A 14,394-nucleotide genomic window follows, 5' to 3' on the forward strand; every position below is an offset into this window, starting at 1 on the left:
GCCTGTAAAATAACCTGTCGGCTGCGGCTCGCTCATTGGCCTCAGGCCTCCAGGTTCGTCGCCGCCATGGGAGACCGTTTTCCTCCCACCATTCCTTACAGGACACTGCGCTCGCCTTGCCCGTATCCCCCGACGACGCTAACTTGCAGAGGTCGTGTGATGTTGTGTTACCTGAAGCCATGCCCCACAGCCGGAATACCTGCCTTTTGACGCTGCTATGGGTGGCGCTGCTTGCAACTGCCTGCCGCCCAACCCCCTCGGTGCCGGAGCCCGGCACTGATGCCTATCAGGAAACCATCACCGCCTTCTATACAGGGCTGGCAGCCCTGCAGGCCGGCGAAGATCGCGGAGCCCGTGCACTTTTAGAACGGGTGACCGAACAGGCTCCCGGCGAACCGGCCGCCTGGGCCAACCTGGGCCTGCTGGCCCTGCGCCGAAACGATCTGGAAGCGGCCCGCCGCTATCTGAATCAGGCCGCCCGTCTGGCCCCTGAAAATCCGCGCATTCACGTGCTGCAAGCGCGACTGGCCCTGGCCGAAGACCAACCTGAACAAGCCCGATCACATTTGCTCCAGGCGCTCCGCACCGACCCATCTGATCTTGAAGCCGCCTATTTGCTGTTCCAGCTGCTGGAGACCCATCCTATGCCCGACGATACGCTAACGGCCGACACGCTGCTTGCCCGCATGCTGCACTACCACCCCGACAACCAGGCCCTCTGGCTGGAACGCCTGCACCGAGCGGTCGCCACCCAAAACGCACGAATGCTTCGCGAAACCGTTACGCATCTGCAATCCCTTGTCAGCACCTGGCCGGAAGAGGCGCGCGTTGTCTGGCAGGAACTGCAAGCCCTGATCCGCCCCCCTGACTGGACGGCTCTGACCACTCAGGTGCGCTTCCTTCGGAACACGCTTCTTCAGCATCCAGCCTTTCGGACCGACCTGGCCGAACTGCAACCACCACCGGATGTGCTCAGCCCCCCTCTTTCCAATCCCTTGCGCCTGAAACGCCCACAGGCCACCTTTGCCCTGCCCGATACGCTCATGACCTTCCAGCCAGAGCCATTGTCCACGGCTTCCGTACAGGCGCTGCGCGTGGTCTGGAAGGCCGCCGATGCCAGCCCCTCCCTGCTTCTGGTCCGCGCACGCGACGTGCAATTCCACGACGGTGCTGTGCTAAACCGTCCGGGCCCTACACCACCGACCGTTTCTCCACGCAACAGTCTGGCCCTGTTCGATTTCGACAATGACTTCCGCATGGACATTGCCCTGCTGGGCCGCCAGGGCCTCCGGCTTTATCGCCAACATGCCGATGGTGCCTTCACCACGATAGAGCTCCCAGACCTGCCTGCGGTCACCCTTACCGGCCTCTGGGTAGCTGACTTTGACCTAGAAGGCGATCTGGACCTACTGGTGGGCACCCGTTCTGGCATTTTCTGGGTGGGCAATAACGGAGACCAGACCTTCCAGATCCAACGCGTCTTCTCCACAGCTCCCCATCAACTCGTCTGGAGCGACCTCGACAGCGATGGCGACCCTGATCTGGCCGTGCTCGACCTGAACGGCACGCTCCACCTCTGGCGCAACGAGCGCCAGGGTCTCTTTCTGCCCGATACGACCCTACCCTCCACCACAAGCTGCACCATCACTACCGCCGACCTGGATCACAACGGCCGTCTCGAACTGATCCTGTGGCGTCCCGACGGTACGCTGCAGCAACTGGCCTACGCCCCGCACACCCGCTCCTGGCACATATCTTCCCTGCCCTCTCGGACACCTACGCTTCCCGAATCTACCTGCCGCCAGGCACACCTCTTTACCGCCGACCTGGACAACAACGGCGCTCAGGATCTCATCGCATCCGTGCCTGCCCAGACCTGGATCTGGCTGGTTAACGCCCGCGGAAATCTCCGCCCCGAACCGCTCTCCCTCAACGCGCAGACTTTTGACGCAGCTGACCTCAACGGGGACGGTCGCCTGGATCTTGCTGCCGTCCAACCCGACGGCACCCCCATTCGCCTCCTGAACCAGAGCGACGCCCCCTATGGCTGGACGCAACTGCATCCCCAGGCCGTTGTCGTGGGTGACCAGCGCGTGAACAGCTTCGGCATCGGGGGGATTGTCGAAATCCGCGCCGGCACTATCTATCAGAAGCAGGTCATTCAGGCCCCGGTAGTGCATTTCGGCCTCGGACTGGAAACGCGCGTGCCGCTGGCCCGCATCGTCTGGCCCAACGGCAACGTCCAGGCCGAGTTCAACCTGGCCGCTAACCAGACTGTGCAGGCCACGCAACGCCTGAAAGGCTCCTGTCCCTGGGTCTTTACATTCAACGGCGAACGCATGGTCTTCGTGACCGACTTCATCTGGGGTTCGCCGCTGGGCCTGCGCATCAATGCCCAGGAAACAGGCGATATTGCCCAGACCGAAGACTGGATTAAAATCCGCGGCGACCAGCTCCGCCCGCGCAACGGTTTCTATGACGTGCGCATCACGGCCGAGCTATGGGAAACGCACTTCTTTGATCATATATCACTCATGGCGGTCGATCATCCGGAAGGAACCGAAATCTGGGTAGACGAACGCTTTGCTTTCCCTCCACGCCTGTTGAAACTCTACACCACCGGCCCCGTGCAGCCCATCGCTCGCGCTACCAACCACACCGGCCGAGACGTAACCGCGATGGTGCAACAGCGCGACGGCCACTATTTCGACGCATTTGCGCTGGGCGCCTACCAGGGCATCGCCGAACCGCACTTCATTGAGGTGGATCTGGGTAAGGAGGTGCCGGCAGATCAGCCCCTTTACCTGATCGCCTACGGCTGGCTGCGGCCTACCGATAGCTCCATTAACGTTGCCATCAGTCAGGGACGCCACCCGCGGCCGCGGGGCCTGCGCGTCGAGGTCCCTGACGGCCAGGGGGGCTGGCGCGTAGCGTACCCGGACCTGGGCTTTCCGGCCGGTCGCCTGAAAACGATTGTGATTGACCTGACGAATCAGTTTCCGAAAGGCGGTCCTTACCGCGTGCGCCTCCATACTAACCTGGAAATCTACTGGGACTGGATTGGCTGGGCAGAAGGCCGTCCTGCGCTTTCGCTGCGCACCCACCGCCTGCAACCTGCCGTCGCCGAACTTCGCTATCGCGGTTATTCGGCAACCGTTCAACCTTTCCATGCAGCCCCTGAAATTCCGCTGTATGATTCGCTGGCCAGTACGGCCCAGCGCTGGCGTGACCTGGAAGGCTACTACACGCGCTTTGGCGACGTGCGCGAGCTGCTGGCTCGCGTGGACGATCGCTACGTCATTATGAATGCCGGAGACGAACTGGTTTTGCGGTTTCAGGCGCTTCCCGATCCACCTGAAGGCTGGGTGCGCGACTTTGTGCTGATTGGCGATGGATGGGTCAAAGACGGCGATTTCAACACGACGTTCTCACGTACCGTGCGCCCGCTTCCCTACCACGGGCAACCCGGCTACGATACCCCGCCCGGGCGGCTCTGGGACGATCCGGTCTATCAACGCTTTCCGGAAGACTGGCTGCACTTTCACACGCGATACGTCGCACCGGACCGCTTCGACCAGCAACTAACACTGCCGCTCAAGTAGCCGGCGCGGTCAACGAAGCCGCACCATCTTTCCGGTAAATGCCTGTCTGTCTACCAGCAACCGGTAGAAATAAACGCCGGACGAATAGCGCGTCCCGTGTCATAACAACCTACCCCTCTGGACCAACCTGGGAGGTCAGAAGGCGGAAAGGCTGCACGTCGCGCAGCTGGACTTTCTTCAGCTTCAAACGGCCCCGGTAGGCCGGCGAAAGAGGAGCACCCGCGTGCGGTCGCGCGTGCGCCCCGCCACAATACGGGTCCCCACGGCAAGCTCCTCCACGTCCACAGGAAGGTAGGTGTCGGCCAGCAGATGCCCCTGCGCATTGAAAATCAGCCAGTGGGCCTCGGAAACTCCGTGCGGCGGACTGAGCCGCACCCAGATGGTCTCGTCTGGACCCAGTGCAAAGGTGGTAAACACAGGCTTAAAAGCGGGCAGTTTATAGCCCGTCTCCCGTATCAGCAGCGCAAGCGTTTCGCCCTGCAGAAGCGAATCGCGATCGGCCTCGGTAACGGGCACCCGGGGCACCTGATACTGCACCACCACGACACGCTGTTTTTGCTGCCAGTCGATACGTTCAATCTTCAGGGAATCAGTGCGCCCGTACCAGAGAAAGCCCCGTTGGTCTGCGCGAATCACCGGCTGCCAGGCAAACGGCGGCTCACTCACAGCAATCGCCCCACTTGAAAGCCGATGCACCAGAGGCGGGTGAATCTCCTGCTGCAAGAGCGTATCCTGTACCTGTCCGTTCCACGAAGCGTACAACACCAGGACCGGACGTGGCGCTGCCAGCTCCTCGAAGCTTCGCAGCGGCGGTAAATACTGCAGCAGCATGCCTTCAGGAACGACCCCCACCAGGCGCAGGCCAAACTGACTGAGAACCCCTGGTTGCCCCGGTGCTTGCCAGTCTGGCCGGAATGCCCGCACAAATCCATTCTCGAACGTAAACACCTGCACCCTTCCCGCCTGCCAGTCCCAGGTATACAGCGAATCACCTGGTCCCAGCGCAAGGGATAGCAGCCCTTGAAATTCCCCGGGTCCTTCCCCTTTGCCACCCCATCGATGCTGCCAGGTCCCATCGGCCGTAAAGACATAGATTTCACCTGCATCGCGATCGGCCACCCAGATTCGGTCGCGCCGATCGACCACCACCTGTTCAATCCAGCCAAATACGACCGAATCGGTCTCTTCCCCCAGCGTTGCGATGGGCGTTAGCGTCCAGGTGTCGAGAGCAGCAGGCAGATCAGATAGCTGCGGCGGTCTTTCTGAACGGCAGGCTGTCAGGAACATGAGCAGGAGTCCCAGGCCAAACAGGTGTCTCCTGTGCATGATGCTGTCGCGTCAAAAATGGCTCCTCAGCTCCTCTTCTGAAAGAACGGACCGGCGCAATACTTTATTTTAAAGCAGCGCCTTTTCGGGATCTTCTGCAAAGAATCCAAAAGCGCTTCCTTCCTAATGGCGGAAATTTTGTAAAATGGGGATGCTTCTGAAGATCAGTTCTGAAAGGCCATGAACATCTGCGTCTGCATTAAACAGGTACCTGACATTCAAGCGCCCTTTCGAATTGTGGATGGGCGCCTGCAATTCGACGTCGAGCGCCACGTGCTCAATGCTTATGATGCGTCTGCGGTAGAAGGCGCATTGCAGCTGGTCGAGCAGCACGGAGGTAGCGTCGAGGTTGTTGCTATCGGCCCGGCCTCGGTTTCCGAAACGATCCGTAAGGCCCTGGCCATGGGGGCCGAGCGGGCCTATCATATCGAAGCCGACCCTGCAGGCTGGGACTCGGCTACCATAGCCACAGTGCTCGCGGCCTTTTTCAGGGACCGAAGTTACGATGCAATTTTTACGGGCAAACAGGCCCAGGATACCGATGCAGGACTTACGGGTACGATGCTGGCCGAGCGGCTGGGCCTGCCCTACGTGAGCAATGCGGTGGGGCTGGCTTATGAGCAGGGCCGGTTGATCGTGACCCGCCAGGGCGATGCCGGTCGCGAGCTTATTGAGCTGACCCTGCCGGGCCTGGTAACGATCTCTAACGACATGAACGATCCCCGCATCCCCTCGATTCGGGGAATCATGCAGGCTCGGCGCAAGCCCGTTGAGCGGATTACGCTGTCTGACCTGGGGCTGGCGCCTGATCAGCTTCAGCCGCAAACGCGCGTAACCGGCTACCGACCGGTACCGCCCCGTACTCCTGGCCGCAAGCTCGAAGGTGAGCCGGCCGAAGTCGTTCGTGAACTTGTTCATCTACTCCGCGAAGAAGCCCGTGTGTTGTAACCATGAGCACCTACCTCTGCTATATTTCGATTCAACAGGATCGACCCACCCGTTCTTCGCTGGAAGTACTGACGCGCATGCGGGAGCTGGCCCGTCGCGATGGCGTCCCGCTGGCTGCCTGCGTGCTGCACCCCGACGCAGAACGCTTCATCGAAGCACTGAAGCCCTACGGCGTAGATCGGATCTACCTAGTGCAGCATGCTGCGCTGGCCCAACACCTGAATGCGCCGGTGCTGGCAGCGCTGGAGGCTGTGTTTCAGGCCGCGCAGCCGGCCGTGATGGCTTTTCCCTCGACGGAAGCCATCAAGGATGTGCTGGGAGCGCTGGCAGCCCGCGTGAGCGCTGCAGCCCTGCCCGACGTCGCCTCGTTCGAGGTGACCCCGACCGTTACGGTCACGCGCCCGGTGATGGCTGCCCGCGTGCTGGCCGATACTGAAGCAGCCGCGCAGCCGGTATTAATTTCAGTGCGCGCAGGCGCTTACCACGCGCAGCCCGCGGAGACTGCTACCGACCCGGAAGTGGTTGCCGTGCCGTTCGATTTTGATGCCAGCGTGCTGCGGGCTACGCTCCGGGAAGTCCTAACCGGCGCAACCGATCAGGTCGATCTCTCGGAAGCCGACATCATCGTGGCCGCCGGCCGAGGCGTGCGCGACGAAGCCGGTAAGCAACTGGTGGAGACGCTGGCCCGCGAGCTGGGGGCCGCTGTAGGTGCATCCCGCGCCGCCATCGAGGCCGGGCTTTTCCCGGCTTCGCTGCAAATCGGCCAGACCGGTAAGGTGGTTTCCCCTACGCTTTATATTGCCGTGGGGATCTCCGGCGCAATTCAGCACGTGGCCGGGATGGCCGGCAGCAAGGTAATCGTGGCCATTAATAAGGACCCGGACGCGCCGATCTTCAATATCGCCACGTATGGCATCGTGGGCGATCTGTACCAGATTCTGCCGCTGCTCATTGAAGAAGTACGTCGCATCAAGGCCGGAAGCTAATGGAAGCGGAACGCTTTGGCTGCATCATTGTCGGAGGCGGCGTTGCCGGGCTGAGCGCCGCCATGGTGCTGGCTCGCAACGAAGTCCCGTTTCTGCTGATCGAACGAGGGGCCTACAGTGGCGCCAAAAACGTCTCTGGCGGGGTGCTCTGGGGCACCGACCTGGCCCGCCTGGTCCCCGAGTACTGGAACGACCCGAACGCCGGCTTCGAACGCTTTGTCAATCATCGACGGCTTACGTTTCTGGATGAGCAGTCTGCTTTTTCCATCGACTTCAAATCAAGCCACTACGATACGCCCCCTTACATGGGCGTGACGGTATTGCGGGCTGTGTTCGACCGCTGGCTTGCCGACAAGGTGCAGGAAGTCATCGACCAGAGCGCCTGCGCCGAATCGTCGCTGCTGGCCTTCGACGTACTTGTAGAGCGCCTTCTGGTTGAAAACGGCCGCGTCGTGGGCGTTGAGGCCGGAGGCGAACGCTTTTACGCCGACTGTGTGATTCTGGCCGAAGGGGTCAACAACCTGCTCACGCGCCAGATTGGCCTGCAAACCGCATACGTCCCGGCCGATTACCTGGCCGTGGGCGTCAAAGAAGTGCTTCGTTTTGATCGCAAGGTGCTCGAAGATCGCTTCCAGCTCACCGAGCGCAGCGGCATGGCTAACGAGTTCATCGGCGCGATTACCGAAGGCGTCGAAGGCGGAGGCTTTCTCTACACAAACCGCACCACCGTGTCGATTGGCCTGGTCCTGGGCATGGCCGACCTGCGCCGCAAAGGCAAAAAACCCTATGAGTTGCTGGACCGCTTCAAAGCACATCCGGTGGTGGCCGATATGATCCGGGGCGGCGAGGTCGTCGAATATGCCGCCCATGTGGTCTCTACCGGCGACCTGCGAGCCATGCCGCGTGAGGTGTATGCCGATGGGGTTCTGGTAGCCGGCGAAGCGGCCAACCTGCTCCTGAATGCTGGCAAAGCCATTCAGGGCATGGACTTCGCAATGCATTCGGGCATCCTCGCGGCTGAAACCGTCCTCGACGCCCGCCAGGCCGGCGACTTTTCAGCCGCTACGCTCCGCCGCTACCGCGAACGCCTGGAACAGAGCTACGTCCTGCAGAACATGCGGAACTTCCAGGCAGCCGTCCGTTTGCTTCATGAGCCGGTGATGTATGAACGCATGCCGCGCCTGGTATGCGACCTGGGCCGCGAGTTTTTCCGCGTGGAGAACCGACCGGCTCCCAAGCTGCGCCAGATCCTGCCCGAGGTCATCCGGCGCCATAGCTCCCCCCTGGAACTTCTGAAACTCACCTACCGGGCCTGGAAAGCCCTCTGACGCCATGACCATTGCAGAACGCCTGGGGAAAGTCAATTACCGTAACCAGGATCGCCGGGACGCCCGGCCCCACATCCTGGTGGACACAACCATCTGCAACACACGCTGCCCCCACAAAGCCACCACGTACGTGTGCCCGGCCAACTGCTATACCCTCGACGAGCAAGGCCACGTACATTTCCAGTTTGAAGATTGCATCGAGTGCGGCACCTGCATGTACGCCTGCGATCAGGGCGCGGTCACCTGGCACTATCCGGATCCCGAGCAGGGCCGCGGCGTGAACTGGAATTACGGGTAAGTTTTCCGGCAACAAAAGGTTGGAAGCATCATGGGTTCGTTTCCCTTCAATCCGGACGATGCGTTCCTCTTCGAGTCGATGCTGAAAGAAGAGGACCGCCTGATCATGGAGACGGCGCGCGAGTACGCGCAGGGTGCGCTGGAACCTCGCGCCCTGGAAGGCAACCAGCAGGGCATCTTTCACCGGGAAATTCCCCGCGAAATGGGCGAGCTGGGCCTGCTGGGCGTAACGGTCGATCCGAAATACGGCGGCGGAGGCGCCAGCTACACGGCCTACGGGCTGATTGCACGCGAGCTGGAACGCGTCGACTCGGCCTACCGCTCGTTTATGTCCGTGCAATCGTCCCTGGTCATGTTTCCTATTGAGAAGTATGGCACGGAAGAACAGAAACGTAAATACCTGCCCAAGCTGGCCACCGGTGAACTGATTGGCTGCTTCGGACTTACCGAGCCGGATCATGGCTCGGATCCCGGCTCCATGGAAACCACCGCCCGCCGCGTCGATGGTGGCTGGATCCTCAATGGAACCAAGGCCTGGATCACCAACGCACCGATTGCCGACATCGCGGTTGTCTGGGCCCGGGCCCGGACGCATCCGGACGAAGAAGGGGAGATCATGGGATTCATTCTGGAGCGCGATATGCCCGGCCTCTCGACGCCGGAGACTAAAAACAAGATGTCGCTGCGCGCCTCTTCAACCGGAGAGATTGTCATGGAGGACGTGTTTGTGCCGGATGCGAACGTCTTGCCGGGCGTGCGTGGCCTGCGCGGACCGTTTTCCTGCCTGAGCAACGCCCGCTATGGTATCGCCTGGGGGACGGTAGGCGCGGCCGAAGACTGCTACCAGCGCACGCGGCGTTATGTGATGGAGCGCACGCAGTTTGGCTACCCGCTGGCGGCCACGCAGCTTATTCAGACGAAACTCGCCCACATGCTCACGGAAATCACCCAGATGCAACTGCTGGCCTTCCGACTGGGACAACTGGCCGATGAAGGCAAGGTAACCCCCGCGCAGATCTCTCTGGCCAAGCGCAACAACGCAGGCAAGGCCCTGGAAATTGCGCGCATGGCGCGCGACATGCACGGCGCCAACGGGATCGTAGGCGACTATCGGGTCATCCACCACATGGTCAACCTTGAAAGCGTCAATACTTACGAAGGCACCTACGACATCCATGGACTGATCCTGGGCCGTGAGATTACCGGCATCCAGGCCTTTGTGCCCCGCGGCAATGACCTGCCCCCGAAGAAAAAGCCCGCTCCGGCCACCACGCACTGACCGGAACCCTCGGAAGACCCCGACAGGCCAGAGCAGACAGGAAGGCGAAAAGGCGGGAATCCCACATTCGCCCACTGCTACATGTCCTGTAGCAGTGCGCCCCGGCCTCATCCCTCCTCATTCCGCCAGCACGCCTGCTCCCGGCAAACACCCCTTCTGTCCCCCGGATAGCTCCCCCTCAAGGGGGAGCCATTTTTTCCAGGCGCGTTATTGAACAACGCTGGCATCAGCACCCAACCCCACTCACAAAACTTTTTCTGGTTTGCTCCCCCTCCGAGTAAGGGACCGGCAGAAGCCACTCCCAGAGAGACAAATTCTGGACTTGACAATCAAACCTCTGTTTTATTTAATATTATCCAAACCACGGCGACGTGGCGACCCTCTCCGTCACCAGCCGTTCTCGGTTGATTCGGAAGCCCTTTTCTCCCCAACCGAAAACGGAAGAAGCCATGAGACGCACACGGCTTATCCTCTCCATGCTTCTGCCGGGATGCTGGCGGCTGAGCCCAGGCACGCTTCAGGCGCAGCCAGTCCCGCTCGTTGAAGCCCACCCCTGACCATAGAAGCCCTCAAGCCGCAGGCTCAGCAACGACTGCCCATGGACTGCCACCTCCAGGGGATACGTTGGCCGGGTCGCATGGAGGCGGGCTGGCATCGGGTGGAGCTGGCGACGGGCTCGTGGCCGGCGGGTCGTTATGTGGTGGTGTTGCGGGCTGGTGGTCAGCTGCTGACGCAGTCGATCACGCGGGTTCGGTAGGTAGGGGCTGCGGAGGGGCCGGCGTGGGTTCCTCCGCGCTCGGTTTCGTCTGTTCTGAAGCCAAAGCTGGAGGAAGCGATGCGGAAGGGTTGGTTGCTGGTCGTGGTGATGTGGTGGGGGTGTAGTTTGCTGGAGGCGCAAAGTCCGGAGGATTTGCGCTGTCGCCGGCCGGAGCTGGTGGTGCCGCCGGAGGGGCCTGTGGCCTATGCGTTCATCTGTCTGGACAGCCAACCCTGGCGGCCCGACTCAGCTCTCGGAGCGCTAACTTGCAGCATCGGCGAATGCGTTCGTTATATTTTGTATTTTGTTCAGCGCGCCCCAACACCCGCGCTTCCCTTCTACGAAGCCGTGCTTTTGTTTGATTTCAACGAAAATCACCTCAAAACTGACACCACCTACTACCTGTTCAACTCCAATCCCTTCGACCGAGAAAGGGTTGCCCGGGGTGAGCTTCCGGAAGATGTGCTGGGAATGATGGGAAGTTTTGGAGAAATTGATGGAGATTTGAGCCTAAGTTCGTACTGGATTGCGCGGGAGGATTCGTTGCGGAGCTGGGTGCGCTTCAGCCGGATCGACACGGTGCAGACCGAGCCGTTTCTGCTGGTGTTTTACGAGGGGACTTTTGAGGTAGTGCTTTCGCCGTTTCACCGTTCATATCGGAGTCGGTATCCGGACGCGAAGTTGCATTTTCAGGGGCGGTTTCGGGTGCCGGCCGTGACGTGGGATTATCTGCACCGCTGCTGGCGGGAGGGCAAAGATTGCCTGCGCGTGCAGGTGCGCACGCTGTGACAACAGCCATGCGAACACGTTGCCTGCTGCGGGCCGCCTGCTGCCTGACAGCCTTCCTGAGCGGCTGCCTGCTGCTCGAGGCCGACGAGCTCTTCGTCGTGCTGTCGGTGCCGCCCTCGCTGCCTACAGCCCAGCTGCAACTGACGCTCAACGGCCGCCCCTTTCCAATCGAAGGCGCCCGCATCGGACGGGTCAACGTGCCCTTCTACCGCACCTTCATCCTGCGGGGCCTGACCTGCGACCCGGACACGCGGGCGCGCCGCTACTATGTGCGGCTGACGCTGCAGGTGGCCCCCTTGAGCGTGCGCCTGAGCCGGCAGCGCTGGTGCGGCAGGCGAAGCCGTTGAGGGTGCGGGGTCGTTTTGAAGGCCAGGCGATGGAAGGATTTCCACGCTACATCCCCTGCACCTGGGTAAGGGCAAAAACAGGTATCCCCCGCGCATTCTTATAGGGACAGCCCTGCCAGTCGCTCGGCCAGCGGGCGAAGGAATCGATCGGGATCGAGCGGGCGGGTGGTGTCGGCCAAGGCGGCTTCGTCGAAGGCCAGCAGAGGACATATGATAGCTTCCTCCGACACCAGTGCGCGTCCGGTGCGGGTGTTACCTTCTTCAAGTTGCAGGCGGGCGGCATCGGTTTTCGGTCGAGCGAACGGCCGGGCCTTTTCCAGCAGCAGACGGGCCGTCTGCGGATCGCCTGCCCGCCAGGCCAGATAGGCCTTCAGCACGTAGGCCGGTACGCTGCGGAAATTCATCGCCAACACCTTGTCAAAAAGACGGTCGGCCTCTTTCAGCCGTCCCTCCAGTAAGGCCACCTCGCCCAGATGCAGCACCGGTCCGCTGTCCTTGTTCAACGCCAGGGCGCGTTCAAAGGAAGCGCGGGCCGCTTTTAGATCAAACAACGGGCTTTCAGGATAGCACATCTGCAGCCGCCCGAGCTGCATGAAGGCCCGGTTGCTCCGGGGGTGTGCGGCGGCCAGCCGCTGCCATACCTGATAGGCGGCTTCCAGTCGCCCCAGTTCCAGATAGGTGTTTCCCAGGTAATAGAGCGCATTTTCATGCAGGCTGTCGAGGGCCAGCGCTTGCTGATAGAGCGAGACGGCCGCCTCCAGCTCACCGTTCAGACGTCGCTGCGTCGCTTCACGATACAGCTTCCAGAACTGGACGACGCGATTCCGTTCGGCTTCCGTTGCCTCGACCGACTCCGGCGATGTCGTATGTGAAGTGCATCCCGTGATCAGGATCACCCCGAGCCATCCAAGCCCGACAAGCAAGTTTCGCCACATTGCTTCTGGGTGCTTCAGGTCGTTGTGTCTTCGACGATGCGCACGATCTGGCGCGCCGGCACATCGGTCAGCACCTGGCGACGCCCGTTGCACGGCCAGACCACTTCAATCGTATCGACCTGCGCCGCCCTTCCCAGACCGAAGTGGGCCACGGGACTGTTCTGCGACAGGTACGTGCTCTGCGCTCCGATCTGCCGCACCTGAACCCGGCCGCCAGCTACCACGCGTACCCGTGCTCCCAGCGCCATTCGGTTGCAAGAGCGGCTTTCGAGCGCCACCTCCAGCCAGCTGTTTCGGTTGCCGCCTTCGTTGCGGAGCAGTACGCCCCGGCCGCTGTGATTCACCACGAAAATGTCCACGTCGCCGTCATTGTCGTAGTCCGCGAAGGCTGCGCCGCGTCCCACATAGAGCGAATCGAAGAAACTGCCGCTGACGGCCGACACCTCGTAGAAGCCATCTGCCCCCCGATTCCAGAAGAGTAAGTCCTTCTGGGGCACAAGCTGATGTGGCTGATCGCGCTGCTGGAGCGTGCTACCATTGGTTACGAACAGGTCAAGCCGTCCATCGTTGTCATAGTCAAAGAACGAGGTGCCCCATCCCACATAGTCGAGCGAGATCTGTCCGAGCCCGAACTGGTCGGCCTCATCGCGAAACCGCAGCGTGCCCTGCTCGCGCAGGAGATTGGTATACAGGGCATTTTCCTGGGCTACCCAGTGCGTCAGGAACAAGTCGAAATCCGTATCGCCGTCCCAATCGCCGACGGCAATGCCCATCGAGCTCCGGTAGTCCGCCACCAGTGCCGGATAGCTCAGGTCTTCGAAGGTGCCATCGCCCTGGTTTCGGAAGAACGTGTTATCCGACACGTCGTTGGCCACGTAGAGATCGAGCCACCCGTCTTCGTCCAGGTCAACCCAGGCGGCACTGAGCCCTTTGCCTTCTGGATCGGCCACGCCGGCCCGGAAAGCAATCTCGGTGAACGTCCCGTCGCCATTGTTGCGATAGAACAGATTACGTTCCGGCTCAAACGTAGAGGGATTGATACCCGGTGGGTTTTCAATATCGAAGCCCAGCGCGGTGGAATCGTTGCGAACGGGCACGTAACGAACGTAGCCTGTGATATAGAGGTCAAGATCGCCGTCGTTGTCGTAGTCGCCCCAGGAAGCGCCGGTCCAGAAGCCTTCCGGACCGGCCAGGCCGGCTTTCCGGGTTACGTCCGTGAACGTTCCGTCGCCATTGTTGTGGTAGAGCACGTTCTGGCCGAAGGCCGTCACCACCAGATCCGGCCAGCCGTCGTTGTCATAGTCGCCCCAGGCGGCTCCCATGCCCCAGCCGCAGAAGCCTACACCGGCTGTTTCGGTGACGTCGGAAAACGTGCCGTCCCCGTTGTTGTGAAACAGTCGGTTGCAGGTGCCCGCCTGGCGCCCTTCTTCGGGCGTCATCGCGAGGGGCCCGATGGTGCTCACGACATAAAGATCCAGCCAGCCATCCCGGTCGTAGTCGCCCCAGGCGGCGCCGGAGCCCATGTCTTCAGGAATCTGGCTGGTGCGCCGGCCTGCGAAATGCCGGAAATGAATGCCCGCCGCCTCCGTTACGTCTGCAAACGTAACCCGCGGATAATCTGGAGGAAGCGTCCGTTCCAGTCGGGCAACAATGCCCTCGACCTGTTCGCCCGGGCGATACGGCGCCTCCTCCCGCTCTGTCATGCTCCAGACCAGCACCCCACCGCCCAGGCTGCCTGCGAGGACCATGCCCAGTGCCCACAACGCCCGGCGTTTTCTGCGCGAAAGCGGCCTCATGGTC

The 14,394-nt window shown here is 61.5% G+C and carries 12 protein-coding genes; 9 read left to right on the plus strand and 3 right to left on the minus strand.

Features of this window, described 5'->3' with window-relative positions:
• Positions 1-179 precede the first annotated feature (179 nt).
• Positions 180-3,602, plus strand: coding sequence for a CRTAC1 family protein (locus BUA15_RS06195; RefSeq protein ID WP_072715102.1), 3,423 nt, complete (start codon positions 180-182; stop codon positions 3,600-3,602).
• Between the two features lie 183 nt (positions 3,603-3,785).
• Here BUA15_RS06195 and BUA15_RS06200 read toward each other — a convergent pair whose 3' ends face one another.
• Entirely contained in the window at positions 3,786-4,928 is a 1,143-nt protein-coding gene (locus BUA15_RS06200; RefSeq protein ID WP_143149575.1) for a 6-bladed beta-propeller, read from the minus strand.
• Between the two features lie 180 nt (positions 4,929-5,108).
• On the opposite strand from BUA15_RS06200, the gene BUA15_RS06205 reads away from it, so the two are divergent.
• The 8 genes from BUA15_RS06205 (at position 5,109) to BUA15_RS06235 (ending at position 11,659) form a co-directional block, all read left to right on the plus strand.
• Positions 5,109-5,876 carry an electron transfer flavoprotein subunit beta/FixA family protein gene (locus BUA15_RS06205; RefSeq protein ID WP_072715104.1) on the plus strand — a complete coding sequence of 256 codons (768 nt, stop codon included), beginning with the start codon at positions 5,109-5,111 and terminating at the stop codon, positions 5,874-5,876.
• 2 nt (positions 5,877-5,878) lie between these two features.
• Positions 5,879-6,862: an electron transfer flavoprotein subunit alpha/FixB family protein gene (locus BUA15_RS06210; protein WP_072715105.1), complete on the plus strand. Its 984-nt coding sequence runs from the start codon at positions 5,879-5,881 to the stop codon at positions 6,860-6,862.
• Positions 6,862-8,190: an FAD-dependent oxidoreductase gene (locus tag BUA15_RS06215; protein ID WP_072715106.1), complete on the plus strand. Its 1,329-nt coding sequence runs from the start codon at positions 6,862-6,864 to the stop codon at positions 8,188-8,190. The genes BUA15_RS06210 and BUA15_RS06215 overlap by 1 nt, the downstream gene beginning before the upstream one ends.
• 4 nt (positions 8,191-8,194) lie before the next feature.
• A complete protein-coding gene (locus tag BUA15_RS06220) occupies positions 8,195-8,488 on the plus strand; it encodes a ferredoxin family protein (RefSeq protein ID WP_072715107.1) in 294 nt (97 codons plus the stop codon).
• A gap of 30 nt (positions 8,489-8,518) precedes the next feature.
• Positions 8,519-9,766, plus strand: coding sequence for an acyl-CoA dehydrogenase (locus BUA15_RS06225; RefSeq protein ID WP_072715108.1), 1,248 nt, complete (start codon positions 8,519-8,521; stop codon positions 9,764-9,766).
• A 598-nt stretch (positions 9,767-10,364) separates the two neighbouring features.
• Positions 10,365-10,523, plus strand: a complete 159-nt coding sequence (locus tag BUA15_RS13715; RefSeq protein ID WP_178139388.1) for a hypothetical protein — start codon at positions 10,365-10,367, stop codon at positions 10,521-10,523.
• 78 nt (positions 10,524-10,601) lie between these two features.
• Positions 10,602-11,312, plus strand: coding sequence for a hypothetical protein (locus BUA15_RS06230; RefSeq protein WP_072715109.1), 711 nt, complete (start codon positions 10,602-10,604; stop codon positions 11,310-11,312).
• Between the two features lie 8 nt (positions 11,313-11,320).
• The gene (locus BUA15_RS06235; RefSeq protein WP_072715110.1) at positions 11,321-11,659 is read left to right on the plus strand and encodes a hypothetical protein; all 339 of its coding nucleotides are present in this window, start codon (positions 11,321-11,323) and stop codon (positions 11,657-11,659) included.
• Positions 11,660-11,757: 98 nt separating this feature from the next.
• Here the strand turns inward: BUA15_RS06235 and BUA15_RS06240 are convergent, their stop codons facing one another.
• Positions 11,758-12,594 (minus strand): tetratricopeptide repeat protein, encoded by an 837-nt coding sequence (locus BUA15_RS06240; RefSeq protein ID WP_072715111.1) that lies wholly within the window; start codon positions 12,592-12,594, stop codon positions 11,758-11,760.
• 14 nt (positions 12,595-12,608) lie between these two features.
• Positions 12,609-14,390, minus strand: a complete 1,782-nt coding sequence (locus tag BUA15_RS06245) for a CRTAC1 family protein (protein WP_084660531.1) — start codon at positions 14,388-14,390, stop codon at positions 12,609-12,611.
• Positions 14,391-14,394 lie beyond the last annotated feature (4 nt).

The organism is Rhodothermus profundi, from assembly GCF_900142415.1.
GTDB classification, from domain to species: domain Bacteria; phylum Bacteroidota; class Rhodothermia; order Rhodothermales; family Rhodothermaceae; genus Rhodothermus; species Rhodothermus profundi.